Origin of the sequence: Natrarchaeobius versutus (assembly GCF_041205745.1) — an archaeon.
In the GTDB taxonomy this organism is placed as follows: domain Archaea; phylum Halobacteriota; class Halobacteria; order Halobacteriales; family Natrialbaceae; genus Natrarchaeobius; species Natrarchaeobius versutus.
This window is the reverse complement of the sequence record NZ_JBGFCC010000009.1, coordinates 26,171-46,066: the sequence shown is the minus strand read 5'-3', so window position 1 is coordinate 46,066 and position 19,896 is coordinate 26,171. Positions and strand designations below refer to the sequence as shown.

The window sequence follows — 19,896 nt, the reverse complement described above, 5'->3', positions numbered from 1 at the left end:
GTACTGATCGTTTCGTTTCCCAATTATAAATTAAATATAAAATGTTAGAGATAAAAGACTTGGAGAAGGTTTATTCGACGGGTGACGAAGCGCTGAAGGGCGTTTCTATGGACGTAGAGGGAGAGGAAGTCGTCTCGATTATCGGCCCGAGCGGTGCCGGTAAGAGCACCCTCATCAGGTGTATCAACCGATTGACTGAGCCGACGGCCGGCTCGATCGTCCTCGACGGCGCGGACATAACGGCCATGTCGAAATCGGGCCTCCGGGATGCCCGCCGGGATATGGGGATGATCTTCCAAGAGTTCAATCTCGTCGAGCGGCTCACAGTCATGGAGAACGTTCTCTCCGGACGGGTCGGGTACGTCAGTACCATGCAGGCCCTCCGCCGAGATTTTCCGGAAGAGGACGTCGCACGGGCGTACGAGGTTCTCGACCGCGTCGGCGTCGGAGGGATGGAGAACAAGCGCGCGGACGAACTCTCCGGTGGCCAGCGACAGCGAATCGGAATCGCACGCGCCGTCCTTCAGCGACCGAAGATTTTACTCGTCGACGAGCCGACCAGCGCACTCGACCCGGAGACCTCCTTCGCCGTCATGGAACTGTTGACGGAGATTGCAAAAGAGGAGGGAATTCCCGTGTTGATCAACATCCACGAGGTCGAACTGGCCCTCGAGTACACGGATCGTATCGTCGGCCTCGCCGACGGTGAGGTCGTCTTCCGGGGGACGCCAGACGAATTCGACCAGGACGCACGCGACACCATCTACCGGTCCGGCGAGTCTCGAACGGACCGAGCGAGTCCCGACGAACAGGTTCAGAAACAGCAATCGGCGTCCGTCGACATCACCGACGCCGACAGGGAAACGTCGTACTAACACATGACCGTACGTCACAGCTACGACGAGCGAACCCAGGGCCGACGTGGTGATATCCGTGTCTAAATCGGAGCCAAGCGCCGGATATCCGACGGCATGGAGTCGGCCGTCCGTATTCTACAACGAGTACGTCAAGTACGGCGTCTACGCGGCGATCCTGATTTTCGTCCTCTGGAGTGCGTGGGCAGTTCGACCGAGCTGGGGACGAGTCGTGGGCGGTATCGACGCGGCCTCGATCCTGGTCTCGACGATGTTCCCGCCGGATCTATCCCCAATCGCGCTCGAGCGAACGTACGGCGGGATGGTCGAGAGCATCGCGATGGCGTTCGTCGCGACGGCGATCGGCGTCGTTCTGAGCCTCCCGGTCGCCGTGATGGCGGCCGAGAACCTCGTTCCACGACCCGTCTACTACGTGGGGCGGGGAATCGTCTCGATCTCCCGTGCGCTACACGAACTCGTGTTGGCGATCATCTGCGTCGTCGCAGTCGGGCTCGGTCCGCTCGCTGGCGTCATCGCGCTCGTCTTCGCGACGCCGGGGTTCTTCGCGAAACTGCTCGCCGAAGAGCTAGAGGATATCGACGAGGGACAGGTCGACGCCATACGCGCCTCCGGCGGAAACACGCTTCAGGTGTTGTTGTACGGCGTTGCTCCCCAGGTCGTTCCGCGGATGGTCGGTCTCATCATCTACCGATGGGACATCAACATCCGTGCGAGTACGATCGTCGGGATCGTCGGTGCGGGCGGGATCGGCGTCACACTGCTCAACTCGTTCGAGCGCTACGAATACGACTTTGCCCTCACCATCATCCTGGCGATCATCGCCGTCGTCATGGTGGGTGAAATCGCAAGCGCCATCGCGCGACGGAGGGTCCAGTGATGTCGGTCGAAAACCAAACCGAGTGGCAAAAGCACTCACTGCGATACCACGTCCTTCGGTGGGCGGCGATCATCGCATCGATCGCCATCGTGGCGATCTCCTGGCGCGAACTCAACGTCTCCTACGAGTTCCTCATCTTCACGCCGCGAAACCTCGCGGATCTGTTCGTACGGATGACGCCGCCGGATTGGGCCTACACGATCGAGATCATCCCACCGCTGATCGAAACGGTGAACATCGCCGTTCTCGGAACTGGCCTGGCGGTGTTGATCGCGCTCCCGATCGCCTACATGGGCGCGGAAAACACGGCGCCGCATCCGATCGCGTACGCCTTCGGGAAGTTCATGATCGTCGCGACGCGGTCGGTCAACGTGATCATCTGGGCGCTGTTTTTCGTCGTCATCTTCGGGACCGGCGCCCTCGCCGGAGTGCTCGCCGTCGCGTTCCGGTCGATCGGCTTCGTCTCGAAACTGCTCGCCGAGGGGATCGAAGAGATCGACTCCGGGCAGACGGAGGCGATCGAAGCGATGGGTGGTTCGCCACTCGACGTTGCGATCTACGGCATCGTTCCGCAGATAAAACCGGCGTTCGTTGGCGTCACGACCTACCGCTGGGACATCAACGTCCGCGAGGCGACGATCATCGGACTCGTCGGCGCCGGCGGGATCGGCGTGGAACTGAACACGTCGGTCGACTTCCTCCAGTGGCAACGAGTACTCACCATCTTGCTCGCGATCCTCGTCATCGTGCTCGTGAGCGAGGTCGTCTCCGCGTACCTCCGTAAGAAGGTGAGTTGAGCCCGCCTCGAGCCGCCGTCGACCGTCCCTGCCGTTCGGGTTCGCGACGACGGTTCGACGGATCGGATGGGACGATCCGCCGTCGGCCATCACCGGGCCAACCCCGGTCGGCTCGCGGACCACTCGGTGATCGTCGCCGCACAGTCCGTTTCGACGCACGGCAGTTCGCCCCAGCGACCGCGGAGTCGTCCGAAATCGGCCGTCGACGAATTCGGAGACGGATCGCTAGCACACCGAACGAACCGCCACGATAGTACGAGAGATGAGTTACAAAACGACACGCAAGAGCCGAACGCCTGTACAGCACCGGACACAGATCAGCCGTACCGACGGCGTCCCACGCCGTCGACGCGGCGACCGATACCGACCGCGACCGACCACAAGCGAACTCGAGGTCGCGTCCGGTCGGCAAGCGGTATCGAGGGGGGCAAGCGGATGACCGCCGCGATCATCGACCTCGATGGGACCGTGTATCGATCCAAAACGGCGATTCCAGGCGCTCGAGACGGTATCGAGCGGCTTCGAGACGCTGGAGTCGACGTCGCGTTCGTGACGAACTCGGCGACGAAATCCCGCACTCAGTGTCTCGAGCGACTCGAGTCGATCGGCATCGACGCCGAGGAGTCCGAAATCCTCACGAGCGCCACCGTGACGGCGTCGTACGTCGCTTCGGAGTATCCCGAGGCGACCGCGATGGCCGTCGGCGAACCCGCCCTGTTCGAGGAATTATCCCGAGCCGACGTCTCGCTCACGGAGGAGCCGGCCGACTGTGACGTACTCGTGGCCGGAAAGGACCGATCGTTCGATTTCGAGACGCTCACACGGAGCCTCCACGCACTCGAGGCCGGCGCGACGTTCGTCGGAACGAATCGAGACCGAAAGAGCCCGACCGATACGGGGAACGAACCCGGATCGGGCGCGCTGATCGCGGCGATCGAATTCGCGGCCGAGCGCGAGCCCGATATCGTCGCCGGCAAACCCAACGATCCGATCATCGAGGTGAGTCTCGATCACCTCGACGCCGACGCCTCGGAGTGTCTGGTGATCGGAGACAACCCGGAAACCGACATCCGAATGGGGACGCGTGCGGGCATGACGACCGTGCTCGTGTTGACCGGGCTGGTCGACCGAACCGATCCGGCCGCGACGAACGGCGACGCCGACCACGTCCTCGAGTCCCTCGGCGCCATCGAATCAGTCCTCTCGACGGATTGATTCGGAACGTCCAACCGATGTACCGGTGACCACAGGACGAGTCGCGGTCGCGCCGGAACTGACGGATATGGTAGCCGCTGAACGTCACTGTACGCCTGATCGCCAGACGGATCGGCGATCGGTGTGTACATCGTTTCAGTTGTTACTACAATCGGCCGTACGAAACGCCCCGGTCGTAGCCGAAACCCGACGAAACGGCCGCCTCCCGAATGCACGTTCGCTCGAGTGCCCGCAACTATTATCATCGCGCCACTCAATTTACTGGAGATATGGGTAGCACCAGTAACGAACTTACCACGCCGGATCACGGCCGACACTCGCTTGGAGGAGTGTCCGAGTGGGTCGGTGGAACCGATCCGGATACCACCGATGAGTCGTAGCGATCGCGAAGCCGCCATCGTCGACCTCGACGGAACGGTGTATCTCGGCGATCGGCTCGTCCCCGGTGCCGACAACGCGATCGAAACGCTCCGAGCGCGCGGCCTCGACGTCTTGTTTCTCACCAACAAGGCGATCGAAGACCGTTCCCACCACTGCCGAAAGCTCCGGGGACTCGGCGTCTCCGCGACGCGCGAGGACGTCATTACCTCCGGATGGGTCACCGCACAGTACGTCGCGGACGAATACCCCGATCACGAGGCGTTCGTCGTCGGCGAAGAACCGTTGCTCGCCGAACTCGAGCGCGCCGGAATCGACGTGACCACCGGCTCGCCCGGAGAGCTACTCGTCGTCTCCATGGACCGCGAGTTCGACTACGAACAACTCGAACTCGCCCAGCGAACGCTCGAGGGCGGAGGACCGTTTCTCGCGACGAATCCCGATCGAACCTGTCCGACCGAGACCGGATCGATCCCCGACGCGGCCGGCATGATCGGCGCCGTCGAGGGGGTGACGGGTCGGTCGGTCGATGCGGTGCTCGGGAAACCGTCGCCGGTGACGATCGATACCGCACTCGAGGCCCTCTCCGCCGATCCCCGGAACTGCCTGATCGTCGGCGACAGACTCGAAACCGACGTCGAGATGGGCAACAAAGCGGGGATGGAGTCCGTCCTCGTCCTCACCGGGGCGACGGAGCGATCCGCCATCTCCGATTCGTCGGCCTCGCCGGACCACATCGTCGACTCGCTGGCCGACGTCGAATCGGTACTCGAGTGACCACCATGTCGAGAATCTCGTTCACCGACACCGTACATTTAAGCCGCTTAGAACCCCACCTTGGAAGGATGCGAACGTTCGGGCCGAACGGGGGGACGAGCGAACGGGTATCGGCGACACCAACCAACCGAGACCGGATCGGCGCCGGCGGGAATCGCCGCGGACGATCCGGCGCCACCGGCAACCGCTACGCATGAGTACGCCTCTCGAGCGAGTCAGGAAATCGGAGTACACAGGCGAGAACAGGTGTCTGCCGTGTACGGTGCTCAACCTCGTGATCGCGGCGGTCGTCGGCGGCCTCGTCGCGATCGTTTCGATCCCCGCCGCGATCGGCGTGATCGCGATCTGCGTCGCGATTATCTCCCTCCGGGGCTATCTCGTTCCCGGAACGCCGGCACTGACTCGGCGATACGTCCCAGCCCAACTGCTCCAGGCGATCGGAAAACGACCGGCACGAGGCGACGTCGACACCGAAGCCACGTCGGGCGAAGCGCTCGTCGACTTCTGTCTCGAGGCCGGCGTACTCGAGGCGGAGGAGGACGACGTCTTCCTGGCCGGGGACTTTCGAGACGCGTGGAACGAGCGTATCGAAGCGATTCGAGAGGAGGACGAACGGGCGGTGCTTGCCGACGTCTTCGACAGCGATCCGGAGTCACTCACCGTCGAGGTAAACGACGAGTGGTTCGTCGTCTACCGAACCGGCGAGAAACTCACCCACTGGCGATCGACGGCGGCGTTCGTCGCCGACGTCGCCGCCGACCGGGAACTCGCCGCGTGGACCGACGAGTGGCGGGCATTCGATCGGGAAGAACGCGGGCAGATTCTCGGGCGCCTTCGTGTCATGCTTCTCGACTGTCCGCTCTGTGATCACGCTCTCGACGTTCGACAGACGACCGGGTGCTGTCCCGGCGAGGAAGCGATCGTCGCGGATTGCACCGATTGTGGGACGACGGTGTTCGAGTCGTCCGTGTGATATCGGCGCCACTAGGATCCAAACCGTCAGAACGATCGCGACGAGACGCCACGTTGACGACGTTCGTACACAATTCTTATTCGAGTATAGCCCAACGTCGAGTCCAATGAAACTACGACGGAACAAGGACCCCGATCCTCCTGGACTCGAGTGGGACGCACACAAACCCTGGAAGACTCAGAACGAACTGACCGACCGACAGACGATTGAGTACGAGGGAGAGACCTACTTCTGTCGAACCCGCGACTCGAGCGACGGGAGGTGGCGGGTCGCGTACGGCTCGCCGGTCTCCGGCACGGGGTCGCGGACGTTTCTGTTTTCGGACGGCGAGCTCCGCTGGACGGCCCGGACCGACCATCCAATCGGAGGGCTCGTCTCCGAGCAGGGGAGCGTCGTCGTTCTCGGGGGCGGTGTCGCGGACGATCTCGACGGATCAGTACGCGTCTTCGATGCGAGCGGAACCACCGAACTGGAGGCGTCCTACGAGGCGAACGTCGCCGACGGTGACCTGTCCGCGGACGGGGCACTCGCCGTGGTCCAGACGCATCCACCCGACAATCGAACCTATCTCTACGATCTGACCGAAGGCGACCTCGTCGCCGACCACGCAAGCGACTGGGGACAGCCCTCGGTCGCCCGCATCGGGTCCGATGGGGACGCCCGATACGTGTACCTGAGTGCGTCCCACGAGAAACGACCGTTGTACGCACTCGACGAGACGGGATCGGTCACCTGGGAGAGCGAGCGCCATCGGAAGCGTCGACCGCTCATAGACAGAATCCGAACGCGACTCCGTTCGGCGTAAGCGGGGATACTCGAGACGACCACTAATCCCGTGTCGGACGGGTTACTGTACCGACGTACCGGCGCGACACCGTCGGGATCGCGGTTGCGCTGGAACTGACGGCCAGCAGACCGAATCAGGGTGGACGCGGACTCGCCGAAAACGTCGTCCGGAAGGCAACGAGATAGGCGAACACGATCGCACCAGCGACGATGAACAGAGTCTCGTACCCGAACAGCATCAGAACGAATCCGAAGATCGCCGGTGAGACGGTCTGTCCGGTGCGTTTCAGAACGTACAGCGTGTTGACGACGCCCGCGAGGTAATCGGCGTCCCCGATGGTGGTGACGGCGCCTTTCATCACCGGGTCGAACAGGGCGTCGCCGGTGAAATACGCGAACACGGCGATAGCGAGGATTAGCAAGGTCGGGGAGAAGGGGATCACGACGAGCGCGGTCGTACTGACGAGCATGGCCACGATCAGTGCCCGCTTTCGCCCGATACGGCCCACGATAGAACCCGACACCGGCGAGACGAAGACGTACGCGAAACCCCGTACCGCCAACAACGCACCCGCCTCGAACAACGATGCATCGAGAACGCGAACGGCGAACAGTGGAATAAACGTCAACACGCCGTAGCGGACGAACCCCCGAACGAAGCCACCGAGGACCAGTATTCGTACGTTCGGATCCAGCAGTTCGGACCGTATCGCACCGCTGTACTGACGCGTCAGCCGAGACACCCCGTCCGCCGACGTCGACGGCTCGATCGTTTCTCGAAGGTAAAGCGACGTCAGGACGATGGCCGGAAACGCGAGCGCGAACAGCGCGAACGGATAGTTCCAGGACAGTCCGGACAAGTACCCGCTGAGCGTCGGAATCGAAACCGCGGCGATGCCGACAATCGCGACTCGAAACCCCTGTGCGGTCGCGTTCGCCGATCCGGAGTAGATGTCGCCGAGCATCGTCACGGTGATCGGGAAGATCGCCGCGGCGCCGATGCCCATCACGGTCGCCATCGCGAGCAAGAGGGCGAACGTTTCCACGAAGAACATCGCCGTCCCTGCCACCCCGAACAACGCGAGCGAGGGGAGGATAACGACGCGACGCCCGTATCGGTCCGCGACGATCGCCGCCACCGGAACAACCAGAATCGAGGGGATCTTGAAGAACGTGATCAGGAGTCCCACTCGCGCGTCGGTTACGTTCAACGCGTCCGCGATCGCCGGAAGTGCGGGTGCAAGCGCCGCTTCCAGCATCCCGACGAAGGTTATCGCCAGTATTAGCCCGAACTGCGGATTCGAAAGTACCCGCCGGTAGCCCGAGGGCGTGGTCTCACCGTGATCGTACTCGGATTTCATTGGAGATGGAGTGAAGCGGACGAACTCGCTCGAGTTACAGCGCTCGAGCGCCGAGCCGAGCGGCGGTCGGCAAGCGAGTGAGTGTCGAACCGGACGGTGAGTAGCGCGATCGAGTTTCGCCGTCGGCGCCCGAACCGGCCGTTCCCCGTGCCCCTCGAGCCGACGTGGTGTGACGTGCAACGGTCGTTCGCTCGTCCCTTTCGGTACCTGATATCAAACAAACGTCATAGCAAGCGAACCGTCGTGAACGGGTCGTCGAATCGCCGTCATCAGCCGGTCGAACGTAACGTCTTGCCCTGATACGGCAACAGGTCGTTACGAACCAGCGTTGCTCGTCTACTCCCGTCACCATTGCAGAATATGTGCAGAATACAGTGGTTAAATCCTTTGGCCTCCGGAAATCGAGACACACCCGCCGACCGCGACAGGAGTCGATGAGACGCGCCGCGTTTCCGACCCTGACCGCCCCGCCGCCCCTAGACGCCGACGAATGGCCGCCGGCGACGAGTTTCAGGCCCCGATCCAGACGAGACGGAACGTACGGAGCCACTCGTTCGGTCGAGTACCTGTTACAGGTTCGGCAACGTTTATGACGATTGTCCCGCGTATTTACTGCTGGTACATGATCGCGAGTAAAGAGTGCACACGACACGGGTTGTGGTGGCTTCGATGACGGTCGAGACGTACGTCGGTGCGATCGACCAGGGAACCACTGGCACTCGGTTCATCGTCTTCGATCACGACGGGGAGGTCGTCGCAAACGCCTACGAGAAACACGCCCAGTACTATCCCGAGCCCGGGTGGGTCGAACACGACCCGATGGAGATCTGGGAAAACACGAAGGAGGTAATCAAGCAGGCGCTGGGATGGGCCGAAATCGGGCCGGAACAGCTCGCGGCGATCGGCGTCACGAACCAGCGTGAAACCACGCTCCTGTGGGACGCCGAATCGGGAACGCCGGTCTACAACGCCATCGTCTGGCAGGATCGACGAACGACCGAACGGATCGAGAATCTCGAGGGGAACGGCACCGTCGACGTCATCCGCGACAAAACCGGCCTCGAGCCCGACGCCTACTTCTCGGCGACCAAAGCCGAGTGGTTGCTCGAGGAGGCCGATCCGATCAAGATGGAACGCGCCCGGCCAGCAGACGTCCGTGATCGCGCGGAGGCGGGCGATATCCTGTTCGGGACGATCGACAGCTGGCTGATCTACAACCTCACCGGCGAGCACGTCACCGAGGTCACGAACGCCTCGCGGACCATGCTCTACAACATCCACGACCTCGAGTGGGACGACGACCTCCTCGAGGAGTTCTCGATCCCCAAAGCGATGCTCCCCGACGTTCGTCCCTCGAGCGACGAAGAGACGTACGGGACGACCGATCCCGACGGCTTCCTCGAGGCCGAAATTCCAGTCGCCGGCGCGCTCGGCGACCAGCAGGCGGCCCTGTTCGGCCAGACCTGTTTCGATGCCGGCGACGCGAAAAACACCTACGGCACCGGCTCCTTTTTTTTGATGAACACCGGCAGTGACGCGGTCGAGAGCGACCACGGCCTGCTGACGACGATCGGCTACCAGCGCTCCGGCGAGGACGTCCAGTACGCCCTCGAGGGCTCGATCTTCGTCACCGGCGCGGCCATCGAGTGGCTCGAGGACGTCTCACTGATCGACGATCCCGGCGAGACCGCCGAACTCGCCAGGAGCGTCGACTCGACCGACGGCGTCTACGTCGTCCCCGCATTCACCGGGCTCGGCGCACCTCACTGGGATCAACGCGCCCGCGGCACGATCGTCGGAATGACCCGTGGCACCCGTCGGGAACACATCGTCCGTGCGACTCTCGAAGCGATCGCCTACCAGACCCGCGACGTCGCCGAGGCGATGGAAGGCGACTCGGGCATCGAAATGACGACCCTGAAAGTCGACGGCGGCGCGGTCAAGAACAACTTCCTCTGTCAGTTGCAATCGGACGTGATCGGATCGCGGATCGTCCGTCCGGTCGTCGACGAGACCACCGCCCTCGGCGCGGCCTATGCCGCCGGTCTCGCCGTCGGCTACTGGGAGGATCTCGAGCAACTGCGCGACAACTGGCGGGTCGATCGGGAGTTCGAACCAGAGATGGATTCGGACGTCGCCGATCGCCATCACGAGCGCTGGATCGACGCCGTCGAGTGTGCACGCGGATGGGCTCGAGACGAGCATTGAGGCTGACTGCTGTACGTGTACCGCCACAGCGTCCGTCCCATGCGGTTTGTGGTAACGATTTACCGGCGCTACCGCGACCTAGAGCAGTTGCGCCGGAACTGACGTCCCGCAACCGTATCAGAACGTACCGAGAACCCGAACGTTGGTGACGACCGCGTACAGCCCGATCGCCGCGATTCCTGCCGGAATCGCGGGTCGGATCCGATACCCCTCGAGCAGGAGGTAGCCGCCGTAACATCCCGACAGAAGAACCGCCTTGAAGACGGCGAATCGCACCCACGACGGCGGATCGCCGAGGACGAACCGCGCACCCGCGTTCCCCTCCACGACGCCGTCACGGCCCAGACCGACCATCGTCGTGACGAGGTCGCCGACGCCGTAGAGGAGGACCGCCAGCGCCCAGAGGATCGACGACCAGGAGACGTGCGTGACCGACGGAATCGTGACGAGTGGACCCACGCTCGAGGAGATCGCGACGGTTGGTCCCAAGCTGGAGGAGATCGCGGCGATCACGGCTCACTCGAGTCGGTAGCGCAACAGCGCCGCGATTCCGCCGAGATTCGAGAGCTGTTGGCCGGGCGGGAACTCACTCGAGAAGACGGTGACGTCGCCGCCTTTTTGCTCCGTTGTGCGGACGAGATCGTCGATGTTGATGGCCCACTCGCCCTCGGGGCCGCGCTCTTTTCGCAGGCGGTCGTCCAGAACGAGTAGGCGCTCGATGGCTCCGAACTCTGCGGCTTGCTGGACCTGCTCGGGGCCGTAGGCGGCTTTCGCGCCCTGTGCCATGCGCTTTGTGAGTTCGTCGATGTACTCGGCCTCGCTCTCGATGCGCGTCTCCTGTTGGACATCCGCGACGGCTCCACGTTTCAGGACCTCGTGAACCCCGCGGTCGCCAACGGCTGCTGTATCGACCATCGTGAGCTTCTCGGCGACCTCAGGAGCGTTGTTCTCGATGTACTTCTTTGCGTCCTGTTTCGTAAAGCCGGGACCGGCGAGGATGATCGCGTCGGCGTCCTGGCGTTTGAGCACGTCGCCGAGTTCGGCGAACAGTTCGGAGCGCTCGCGGGCGTACTCACCCTTGCCGGTCGGACCGGTGATCGCCGCGCGCTCTTCGGTGCCGTACTGGGCAACCGTGTGGACGTGTGCCTGGCCCTCCTCGACGGTTGCGATGGCGACATCGGGGTTTTCCGTGGCTTCCTCGGCCTCCTCGAGGCGAGCCTCCTGGTCCGGCTTGAACCACTTCTCGATGGAGAGTTCCTCGCGCTCTTCGACGTTCAGGGTGTGATGAAAGCCGAGTTGATCCTCGCGCGAGCAGGCGACGATCTCGCCGCCGACTCGGAGGCGGTTGGCGAACTTGTGAAACTCGATATCGTCGACGGCGATAGCGACCCACATGTGCTCGCGCTCGCCGCCCGTATCGCGCATCTGATCGTCGTTGCGCTGGATCCGCCGGGTCGTATCGCCCGCGACCCGATCGCCGGGCTCTAAGACGTACTGGAGGTGCCAGAGGTCGTCGACGCTCTCGGGGACGACCGTCACCCGCTCACGACCGCCCTCGACCTGCTCCCGGTCTTTGATCTGCATACGCTCACTCGGTGGAGACGACAAAAGTGTGCTTTGATCGGCCTCGTCGTACCGATCTTCCGCGAGAGCGCAGATCCGCTACGAGAGACGCCTCGCGGAACGACGACGCCAGACCGTCCGACGCGTCGCCTGAGATGGTCTCCTCTCCGGCATTGTTGTGGCGTCTTCCGTACCGAATCCTGATACGTGGATGGTATGAATTATAACGATCCGAATAAAATCCAGCGAATATGGCGACTGAAAACGTCACCGCAGTCGAATCGTCAGCGTCGAACGAGACGAGTCTCGGGCCCGACGGAAACGTCGTCGCGATGATCGCCTATCTCTTTGCGCCGGTCTGTGGCGTCCTCGTCTACGCGCTCGAGGAGGACAACGGGTTCGCACGCTATCACGCCGCCCAGAGCATCGTCTTCGGACTGCTCGTGATCGCCGTCTACGCTACCCTCTGGACCATCTCGTTCGTGATCAGCGTAGTGGTCGGTGAAGTCCCTATCATCGGCCCCCTGTTGACGATTCTCGTCGGCGTAATCGACGCGATTATTATGCTCATGGTGTGGCTCGCCGCGTTCCTGATCTGGCTGTACATCGTCGCCAAAGCCTACCAGGGCGAGGCGGTCTCGCTACCGCTCGTGACGTCGATCGCCGAAAAACACCTGCTCTAACGCCGAATTCGACGCGTTTTCCTGGTCGGCCGCTAACCGCCAACGCCGGGTCACCCGAGGCACTTTGCGGTCAAGTCACGACGTCTACCGGAACCGAGACCGTGACGAGACACTCACGAGTCGTTCACAGAAATATCGGAAGATCCGCACGACAAGCACGATGGACAGCAATTTGGCTCACTCCTCGGCGATACGACTCCCACCCGGCGGCATGAAGTGCTGGATTCGATCCGGACTCGCGATCTTCCGGACGAACGACTCGTCGGCGAACCGTTCGCGGAATTCGCGATAGAGGCGCTTTGCCGCGTCAGCCTGGGCGTACCGACCCGGCTCGAGTTCGATCGTCGTCGCCGCCTGCCCCTCGATGGCCGAGGGCGGGCCGCCGATCACGCGAGTGTACGGCTCACACTGGATCCCAACCGTGACGCCGACCGGCGTATCGTCGTAGTAGGTTCGGTCGCCACGGATGGCGAACCCGCCTTTCTCGAGATACTCGCCGCTTTCGGGCGTCTTCGTCACCTGATCGGAGTCGACGGCGTAGACGTCGCCAGCGTACCGGCCGTCCTTCCAGACCGAGGCGTACGACACCGCGAACTGGGCGGCCTCTTCGATACTCGTCTCCGGTAACTCGATCTCCGACGAGGAGGCCTCGCTGGGATCGGTCGCCTTCAACACGGTGACGGGACCGCCGTGGGCCTGCGTATGGAGGACTTTGTCGCCCGGCTCGAGGTACTTCTTGACCAACTCCTCGTTCTGGTCGGCGTTTCGCCCGCCGATCACGAGATAGCCGTCGCTGGTGTGAAACCAGCGGAACCGATCGAACCACGGCTCGTTTTCCCTGATGGGAACCGAGGGCTCGGCGAGCCAGTCGCGGTCTTCGTCCTCGTCGGCGTCGTCGGCCCCATCGTCGCCGTCGTCCTCGGCTTCCCACCGATCCCGGCGACCTTTCGCGTCCGTTAGGTCCTCGCGGGTGTCTTCGATGGCCGCGAGCGCGCCCTCCTTTTTTTCGGCGATGCGCTTGGCCTCGGTGTAGAGGCGGTCGGCGTTTTGCTCGAGGCCGTCGCGGGCGACGAGGTCGATCCGGTCGCCGTCGAGGTCGATCGTCACCACTCCCTCGCTCCCGTCGAGGTCGACGACCGCCTCGGCGGCCTCGATGCCTCGTTCCTTGCCGACCTCGAAGCGCTCTTCGATCTCGTCCCACGGCCGGTCCCGGGCGCGGGCCTCCTGGATCGTCGTAAGAATGTCGTCGACCAATCCGTACTCGGCGTACAGCAACTCGGCCTTCTCGCGCATCGCTTCGGCTTCCAGTTCGAAGCCCTCGATCGCACCCTCCTGTTGTTCGATGATCCGCTCGTACTTCGCGATCTCTTCTTCGAAGTCGGGACGCTGATCGGTCGGATCTGGCTCTTCCTCGTCGGCGAGTTCCAGCCGGAAGAAGTAATCGTCGAGCGCCGACAGAAAGCTGTCGTATGGTTCGGCCGCGAGTTCGGCGTGTTCCTCGAGCGGGAACGGCGTGACGTCGACCACGGTGTCGGGACTCGAGTCGTCGCCCGCTTCACCCTCGTTTTCGTCGCCAGCCTCGTCGTCCTCGAAGTAGAGTCGAGGTTCGAAGTTGCGATTTCGGACGTCGAGTGCGAGCCGTTCAGTCGCTTCGTAGAGACGGTCGTAGATGTCCTCGTCGGCGTCGGCGATATCCATCGCCTTCTCGACGCCGGCGCGAGAACAGACCTCCTCGCCGTAGAGGCCGCCGAAGTTGAGTTGGGTCGCGAGCGTGCGGACGACGTCGGTATCCGACTCCTCCATCTCGTGGCCGAACGCCTCGCGGGAGACGGTCAGCGGGTTCGTCCGCGTCTCGGGAAACTCGTATCGCGAGCCCGGAACGACGGTTCTCGATTTGAGGCGGACGGTCTCCAAAGAGTCGATCACCTCGTACTCGCCGTCGGTGACGGCGACGTTGCCCTGGCCGAACAGTTCGACGATGATCCGCGTGACGCCGTCCTCGCGCTCGAAGACGAACTCGAGGATGCGGTCGAACTCGTACTGTTCGACGTCGACGAAGTCCGCACCCGACAGCCGGTTCCGGAGCATCATCGCGAACTGTGGCGGGCGCCCGGGGGCGTCGGGTACCCGCTCGGGTGCGACCGTATGCGCCCGCTTCGTCTCGCCGACCTCGAGCATCAGTTCGACGCGCCCGCGGTCGAAATCACGCATCTTCAGCCTGACGAGGTCGTCGCCGTAGAGGTAGGCCTTGTCGACTTTCGCCCCCTCGTAGGTGCCGAGTTCCCCGACGAGGGCGGCGAGGTCGACGCTCGTAAGCTCCCGCTTTGGATCCATACTACAGCATGCCCGGCGCTGTCAAAAAGACGTGTCGCTCCGGTGGTCTGCGTCGGCGTCGGATCGACGGCTGTCACTTCGCGGGGGTTCGCGAGCCCGAAAGCGCGGGCCGGACGACGTGGCGAGTTACAGACGTGAGCGACGACCCCCAGAGGAACGCAATCACGAACTGGATGAACGTTCCCGTATGCTCGACAGGAAGCACCAGCCAGAGGAAGGCGGTGGCGACGACGATCGCCACGAGCGTGCCCACCGCCGCCACCGCGTCGCTTTGCGGTCGAATCTCGACCGGGTCGAGCGCGACGCTTACGATTACACCGACCACGACCCCGACGACGACGGCCGCGAGCGTCGCCTCGAGCGAGACGACTGCTCGAGCGGGCTCTGGGAGGAGGAGAAGCGGCGTGAGCGCGATGGCGACCACCAACTCGCGGAGGGCGGATGACTGGTCGTCGGTGGCACCGACGACGTCGATCCCGGTGGAGGACTGATTCACGAGGTCACGTTCGTGGTTCAGGATTATATACATGTCCCTCGGACCGACCGCGGGAGAGAGAAGACGCAGACGCTGATCCGACTGCTCCGATTCGACGAGACGTAGTCGGTGGCGTGGACTCGATTATCGGGCGTGTGCTTGTGACGTTCCGAAGATCGAGCGCATGCATACGGTTCCGAACATCAGGCGTGTGCTTACGACGTTCCGAACATCGGGCGCGTGCTTGCGAGGCGCTCGAGCACCGCGAGAGTGCCTCGTTTCCGTCGCGCGAGGGACGAGTGAGCGAGCGCGTGAGCGAACGAGTCGGCTGGGGAGGGCGTGGCTACTCCCCGGTGGCACGATCACACAGCGGTTTTTCGTCTCGGCACCTCCCTCGAGCGAACCGGTCGATACGCAGGGTATGGACCGCCCCAGCCACCGAACAGACCGTCGAAGTCAGTTCCTCGAGAATCCGTCTCTGAGATCGGTATCGGGGACAGGCAACCGACGTCGACAGCGACGAACGGAGACGACAGTCGACAGCTCGAAGATGGTCCGGCGCGCGACGTGACCGGACGACCGAAGCCGACGTGTCCCCGCTCGAGTGGGTTACGACGAGGCGTTCCCCCTAGAGATCTCTGTGAACGATTGTTCGATCGGCTCTATGGCGTCCTCGATCGACTCGCAGACGCCCCCGGCGATTTCCTCGGCGTCAGGCGCTTCGAGACGCCGAAGGCGTCTCGTCACCGCGTACGGCAGGGAGCGTAAACGAGACGGTCGCGCCCTCTCCCGGATCAGATTCGACCCAGATGTCGCCGCCGGCAGACTCGCTTCGCGAGCCTACCGAGCTCGAGCTCGCTTCGCTCGCTCGAACCCCGTGGCGCTCGATAATGCGCTTACAGAGTGCGAGGCCGATCCCCGTTCCCGAGTGGTCGTCCCCTGCGTGCAGGCTCTGGAATATCTCGAAGACACGCTCTCTGTCGTCCGGATCGATGCCGCTTCCCTCGTCGCTAACCGAGACGAGTACCTCCGAACCGTTTCGCACAGCCGAAATATCCACCCGTGGCGGGTCGTCGTCAGTGTACTCGATCGCGTTCGACAGTACGTTCTGGAATACCTGACGCAACTACCCTGGATCTCCCTCGACACGAGGAAGCGACTCGGCCGTGATCTCGGCATCGGTCTCTTCGACCCGCATCTCGAGATCGCGGCGAACGTCGGCGAGAACGGCGTCCAGATCGATCGCCTCGAAGGGATCGCCACGCCGTTCGACCCGGGAGTATTCGAGCAGTCCATCGATCATGTTGCGCATCCGATCGGCACCGTCGATGGCGAACTCGATGAATTCCTCGCCGTCCTCGTCGAACTCGTCCGCATAGCGGCGCTCGATCAACTCGAGATAGCTCGTGACCATCCGGAGAGGCTCCTGGAGGTCGTGCGAGGCGGCGTAGGCGAACTGCTCGAGGCGTTGGTTGGATTCCTCGAGTCGTCGCTCGAAGCGCTTGCGCTCGGTGATATCGGCCATCGCGCCGGGGAACGATACTGGAGTGCCGTCGTCGTCGTACTCGACGTGACCGCGCGCGACGACCCACCGGAGTTCGCCGTCGTCGTTCCAGACGCGGTACTCGTCTTGGTACTCCTCCCCCGATTCGATGGCGGCCTCGATCTTTCGTTCGACCCGCTCGCGATCGTCGTCGTGGATAGCCGAGACGAACTCATCGAGCGAGACGCCCTCGGCGGCCGCGTCGGGATCGATCCCGAACTTCTTGGCGAACGACGCACCCGTGACCAACTGGTCGTCGGAAGGGTTCCACTCCCAGGTCCCGACAGCGCCGGCTTCTGTCGCCGCTTCCAGGCGCTCTTTCGTCTCCTCGAGGTGGCGCTCGCGTTCGACCCGCTCGGTTACGTCGTTCGCCGCCCCCAGCCATCTGGTGACGTCGCCATCCTCATCTAGAAGCGGTGTTGCACGCGAAATGATCCAGGCGACTGTGCCGTCTTCACGAACGATCTGGTGTTCCAACTCGAAGCTACTTTTCGTACGAATAGCGTCGTCGATGGTTTGCTGAACGCGGGGCTGGTCTTCGGGTGGAACGTGTTTTTCAATCCACGTCGCACCCTGCTCGTCGGTGTCAGTGAGGAGCGCTTCCCCCTCTAAGTCGTGTATCTCGCTCCAGTCTGCGTTCGTACTGAACACCAGGTCCGACGTGGTGGTGACCAACGCGCGAAAGCGTTCTTCGCTCTCGCGTAGTTGCTCGTACGCTTCTCGTTTTGCCTGTTGAAGTAACTCCTGTCCGCGCAACACGACGTCCGATGCGAGCTGTGAATGCGCCGTGTCTGGATCCTGTAACAGCCCCTGTTCGCCGGCCGCCTGGAGTTCCTGGACGATCGGCGTGATATCCTCGACGCTGTGGACGATGTAGTCGAGTTCGCCACTCGCATCGAACACCGGCGAATTGATCGGACTCCACCAACGCTCTTCGAACTCGTCGCTATCTGACTCGCGGTCGGGGATCGGATAGTGCGTCACCGACATGGTGTCCGCTTTCCCGTCTTCCGCGACTCTCTCGAGGGACTCGCGCAGGTTATCGACGCCGTCGGCCGGATTGTCGGGGTTGTTCGGAAAGATCTCGAACAACGTCTTTCCCATGATCTCCGCCCGCTCGGTCATCGTCGCGTCCAGATACGCATCGCTTACGGCCACGATTTCGTAGTCTTCGGGCTGGACGATGAGATAGTTGCCGGGGACGTTCTCGAACAGTCGACGAAAGGTCGCTTCGGTGGCTTCCGTTTCCGTCCGCTCGTGTTCGTCGATTTTGCGAACGATTCCGACGGCCCCCTGTACGGAATCATCCGCATCGAGTACGTTCATCCGCACTTCACAGCGAACCTGGTTCCCTTCGGCAGTCACCAGGGTGAGATCGAGTAACTCGCCTCGTTCGGTGGCGGTTGATCGGAGGCGGTCGATCTCGCGTGAGATCGTCGTACTGTCGCCGCCGAACAGCACGGACACGTGCTCGCCGAGTAATTCCTCACGGGCGTATCCGGTTGTCTCGACGATAGCGTCGTTGACCGAGACGAGGCGGCTGTCGGCGTCGAGTCGATAGATCCCATCGTCGATCGTATCGACGAGGGCACGATAGTGTTGGAGGGCCTCGGTGTCGTCTACATCACCCCAGAACACCATGTCAGAAGAGCTGGCCCATTCGCTCATATATATATTGACACTCCCGATTCGGATAAGTTGCTTGCTCAGAGCGCCACCTGTATGATATCAGTCGTTTTTCGCCTCTGTGCTCTCGCTCGCGGTCGGCGGCAGGCACTGTTCGCGCCGATCGCTCGAGTGTGCGGGTAAATCGGTTCGACGATTGCCGCCGAAACGACTGCAACGATTGATACGGAATGCCGTGACGATTTGCCGGTGTGACCGCAGGGCGCGTCGCGGTCACACCGGAAATGACGTACAGCAGACCCTATGACACACTGATTGCTGCTTCCTCCGGCGATCAGGTGTGCAAGACCTGCAGTAGCTACTATACGTACCCGACCACGACCGATCGATCCAGAACGCCTGGGCTTCCGTCGACCGTCTCGCGTTCCCCTCGAGACACAGCGACAGTATAATCCGATCCGACGCGTTTGCATCGAGTATGAACGAGGTTCCCGCTCGAGTCGTAGAGCACCCACCGCTTGGATCGCGAGCGACCGACACGGACGGAGGGGACCGGCGACGATGAGCACGCCAGACGGCTACCGGCCCTGGCGCGACGTCTACGAGCTCCCGGCCTTTTTCGAGGGGCTCGAGGAGGCCGGCGGCATCTCGGTGCTCGACTTTCTGCGGGAACTCGACGAGCAAAACGACCTCGATCTCGAGGCCGACGGTGTCGTCTACCACGACCGTGGGATCCGCGTTCCCGGCTGGGACGCGACGTTCGTCCACGAGCAGACCGGTTCGCGCGGCCGGCCCGCGTTCAGCGTCCAGGTCGACACCGTGGGGCCGCGAAACGCCTGGGAGATCTTCGACGACACCCTCACGTGGGACGCCTACCTCCTCCGGACGGAGGGCCTCGCCGCGATCGCGTGGCTGAGCGACGAAGAGTACAAAGTCGAGGAGGCAGACCAGTTCCCGAGCAAACGCGAGGCGGTATCCTCCGGTCGCTTTTCGTTCGGCGTCTTCGTTCACGCCGGCGAAGACTGGGGGACCCAACTCGAGCGGATCCAGCGGACGAACGCGCCCGCGTTCCTCCAGCGCGAGGACGGGTCGACGATGATCCCCGCGAACCAGTCGGAGTTCTACCGGTACGTCGACTCGACGCCCACCGAGTTCCGAACAAGCGGGGGCAACGCGCCGTCGTACCTCGGTGTGCTCGAACTCGAGATTTCGATCGATTGAAACCGATCGCTGTAACCCAGTTCCGGTGCGCCCCCGACTCGTCTTGCGGTCTCACTGGTGGATCGTTACAGCGCACCTCGCTGACGGACCCTCGTCTCGGTTTTCCGATCGTTCCACGGTTAATCTGAATTTCTGCGCACATTTCCGTTAGTGTCGACGAACGAGTGTCCCCGGTGGCGAGTGCCCCGTCGCTCATCGACCGGA

16 protein-coding genes and 1 pseudogene are annotated in these 19,896 nt (G+C 62.9%); 11 read left to right on the top strand and 6 right to left on the bottom strand.

Going from position 1 to position 19,896, the window contains the following annotated elements:
• Nucleotides 1–41 precede the first annotated feature (41 nt).
• The 8 genes from phnC (at nucleotide 42) to AB7C87_RS18600 (ending at nucleotide 6,697) form a co-directional block, all read left to right on the top strand.
• Nucleotides 42–875: a phosphonate ABC transporter ATP-binding protein gene (gene phnC, locus AB7C87_RS18635; RefSeq protein WP_369731013.1), complete on the top strand. Its 834-nt coding sequence runs from the start codon at nucleotides 42–44 to the stop codon at nucleotides 873–875.
• A 58-nt stretch (nucleotides 876–933) separates the two neighbouring features.
• A complete protein-coding gene (gene phnE / locus AB7C87_RS18630) occupies nucleotides 934–1,752 on the top strand; it encodes a phosphonate ABC transporter, permease protein PhnE (RefSeq protein WP_369731012.1) in 819 nt (272 codons plus the stop codon).
• A complete protein-coding gene (gene phnE / locus AB7C87_RS18625) occupies nucleotides 1,752–2,549 on the top strand; it encodes a phosphonate ABC transporter, permease protein PhnE (RefSeq protein ID WP_369731011.1) in 798 nt (265 codons plus the stop codon). The genes phnE (AB7C87_RS18630) and phnE (AB7C87_RS18625) overlap by 1 nt, the downstream gene beginning before the upstream one ends.
• Nucleotides 2,550–2,615: 66 nt before the next feature.
• Nucleotides 2,616–3,764 (top strand): HAD-IIA family hydrolase, encoded by a 1,149-nt coding sequence (locus AB7C87_RS18620; protein WP_369731010.1) that lies wholly within the window; start codon nucleotides 2,616–2,618, stop codon nucleotides 3,762–3,764.
• Between the two features lie 369 nt (nucleotides 3,765–4,133).
• Nucleotides 4,134–4,919: an HAD-IIA family hydrolase gene (locus AB7C87_RS18615; protein WP_369731009.1), complete on the top strand. Its 786-nt coding sequence runs from the start codon at nucleotides 4,134–4,136 to the stop codon at nucleotides 4,917–4,919.
• 68 nt (nucleotides 4,920–4,987) lie between these two features.
• Nucleotides 4,988–5,116, top strand: a complete 129-nt coding sequence (locus tag AB7C87_RS18610; RefSeq protein ID WP_369731008.1) for a hypothetical protein — start codon at nucleotides 4,988–4,990, stop codon at nucleotides 5,114–5,116.
• Complete coding sequence (locus AB7C87_RS18605; protein ID WP_369731007.1) at nucleotides 5,113–5,892, top strand: DUF8054 domain-containing protein; 780 nt, start codon at nucleotides 5,113–5,115, stop codon at nucleotides 5,890–5,892. The genes AB7C87_RS18610 and AB7C87_RS18605 overlap by 4 nt, the downstream gene beginning before the upstream one ends.
• Nucleotides 5,893–5,998: 106 nt before the next feature.
• Complete coding sequence (locus tag AB7C87_RS18600; RefSeq protein WP_369731006.1) at nucleotides 5,999–6,697, top strand: hypothetical protein; 699 nt, start codon at nucleotides 5,999–6,001, stop codon at nucleotides 6,695–6,697.
• A gap of 115 nt (nucleotides 6,698–6,812) precedes the next feature.
• On the opposite strand, the gene AB7C87_RS18595 is transcribed toward AB7C87_RS18600, so the two are convergent.
• The gene (locus AB7C87_RS18595) at nucleotides 6,813–8,039 is read right to left on the bottom strand and encodes an MFS transporter (RefSeq protein ID WP_369731005.1); all 1,227 of its coding nucleotides are present in this window, start codon (nucleotides 8,037–8,039) and stop codon (nucleotides 6,813–6,815) included.
• 669 nt (nucleotides 8,040–8,708) lie between these two features.
• On the opposite strand from AB7C87_RS18595, the gene glpK reads away from it, so the two are divergent.
• Nucleotides 8,709–10,247, top strand: coding sequence for a glycerol kinase GlpK (glpK, locus tag AB7C87_RS18590; protein ID WP_369731004.1), 1,539 nt, complete (start codon nucleotides 8,709–8,711; stop codon nucleotides 10,245–10,247).
• A 117-nt stretch (nucleotides 10,248–10,364) separates the two neighbouring features.
• On the opposite strand, the gene AB7C87_RS18585 is transcribed toward glpK, so the two are convergent.
• Nucleotides 10,365–10,736, bottom strand: a complete 372-nt coding sequence (locus tag AB7C87_RS18585) for a DUF5658 family protein (RefSeq protein ID WP_369731003.1) — start codon at nucleotides 10,734–10,736, stop codon at nucleotides 10,365–10,367.
• A gap of 27 nt (nucleotides 10,737–10,763) precedes the next feature.
• Nucleotides 10,764–11,831 carry an mRNA surveillance protein pelota gene (locus tag AB7C87_RS18580; protein ID WP_369731002.1) on the bottom strand — a complete coding sequence of 356 codons (1,068 nt, stop codon included), beginning with the start codon at nucleotides 11,829–11,831 and terminating at the stop codon, nucleotides 10,764–10,766.
• 230 nt (nucleotides 11,832–12,061) lie between these two features.
• On the opposite strand from AB7C87_RS18580, the gene AB7C87_RS18575 reads away from it, so the two are divergent.
• Entirely contained in the window at nucleotides 12,062–12,493 is a 432-nt protein-coding gene (locus AB7C87_RS18575) for a DUF4870 domain-containing protein (protein WP_369731001.1), read from the top strand.
• A 177-nt stretch (nucleotides 12,494–12,670) separates the two neighbouring features.
• Here AB7C87_RS18575 and rqcH read toward each other — a convergent pair whose 3' ends face one another.
• The 3 genes and pseudogenes from rqcH to AB7C87_RS18560 all read right to left on the bottom strand — a co-directional run bounded on the left by rqcH (nucleotide 12,671) and on the right by AB7C87_RS18560 (nucleotide 18,513).
• Complete coding sequence (rqcH, locus tag AB7C87_RS18570; RefSeq protein ID WP_369731000.1) at nucleotides 12,671–14,827, bottom strand: ribosome rescue protein RqcH; 2,157 nt, start codon at nucleotides 14,825–14,827, stop codon at nucleotides 12,671–12,673.
• A gap of 73 nt (nucleotides 14,828–14,900) precedes the next feature.
• Nucleotides 14,901–15,323: a hypothetical protein gene (locus tag AB7C87_RS18565; protein WP_369730999.1), complete on the bottom strand. Its 423-nt coding sequence runs from the start codon at nucleotides 15,321–15,323 to the stop codon at nucleotides 14,901–14,903.
• 691 nt (nucleotides 15,324–16,014) lie between these two features.
• Nucleotides 16,015–18,513: pseudogene (locus AB7C87_RS18560) on the bottom strand (PAS domain-containing sensor histidine kinase).
• Nucleotides 18,514–19,032: 519 nt separating this feature from the next.
• Here AB7C87_RS18560 and AB7C87_RS18555 point away from each other — a divergent pair.
• Entirely contained in the window at nucleotides 19,033–19,692 is a 660-nt protein-coding gene (locus tag AB7C87_RS18555; RefSeq protein WP_369730998.1) for a hypothetical protein, read from the top strand.
• Nucleotides 19,693–19,896 lie beyond the last annotated feature (204 nt).

Coding starts and splice junctions, on each gene's coding strand:
- phnC (WP_369731013.1), top strand. CDS start 42: ATGTTAGAGATAAAAGACTTGGAGAAGGTTTATTCGACGGGTGACGAA.
- phnE (WP_369731011.1), top strand. CDS start 1,752: ATGTCGGTCGAAAACCAAACCGAGTGGCAAAAGCACTCACTGCGATAC.
- AB7C87_RS18620 (WP_369731010.1), top strand. CDS start 2,616: ATGGGACGATCCGCCGTCGGCCATCACCGGGCCAACCCCGGTCGGCTC.
- AB7C87_RS18615 (WP_369731009.1), top strand. CDS start 4,134: ATGAGTCGTAGCGATCGCGAAGCCGCCATCGTCGACCTCGACGGAACG.
- AB7C87_RS18610 (WP_369731008.1), top strand. CDS start 4,988: ATGCGAACGTTCGGGCCGAACGGGGGGACGAGCGAACGGGTATCGGCG.
- AB7C87_RS18605 (WP_369731007.1), top strand. CDS start 5,113: ATGAGTACGCCTCTCGAGCGAGTCAGGAAATCGGAGTACACAGGCGAG.
- AB7C87_RS18600 (WP_369731006.1), top strand. CDS start 5,999: ATGAAACTACGACGGAACAAGGACCCCGATCCTCCTGGACTCGAGTGG.
- AB7C87_RS18595 (WP_369731005.1), bottom strand. CDS start 8,039: ATGAAATCCGAGTACGATCACGGTGAGACCACGCCCTCGGGCTACCGG.
- glpK (WP_369731004.1), top strand. CDS start 8,709: ATGACGGTCGAGACGTACGTCGGTGCGATCGACCAGGGAACCACTGGC.
- AB7C87_RS18580 (WP_369731002.1), bottom strand. CDS start 11,831: ATGCAGATCAAAGACCGGGAGCAGGTCGAGGGCGGTCGTGAGCGGGTG.
- AB7C87_RS18575 (WP_369731001.1), top strand. CDS start 12,062: ATGGCGACTGAAAACGTCACCGCAGTCGAATCGTCAGCGTCGAACGAG.
- rqcH (WP_369731000.1), bottom strand. CDS start 14,827: ATGGATCCAAAGCGGGAGCTTACGAGCGTCGACCTCGCCGCCCTCGTC.
- AB7C87_RS18555 (WP_369730998.1), top strand. CDS start 19,033: ATGAGCACGCCAGACGGCTACCGGCCCTGGCGCGACGTCTACGAGCTC.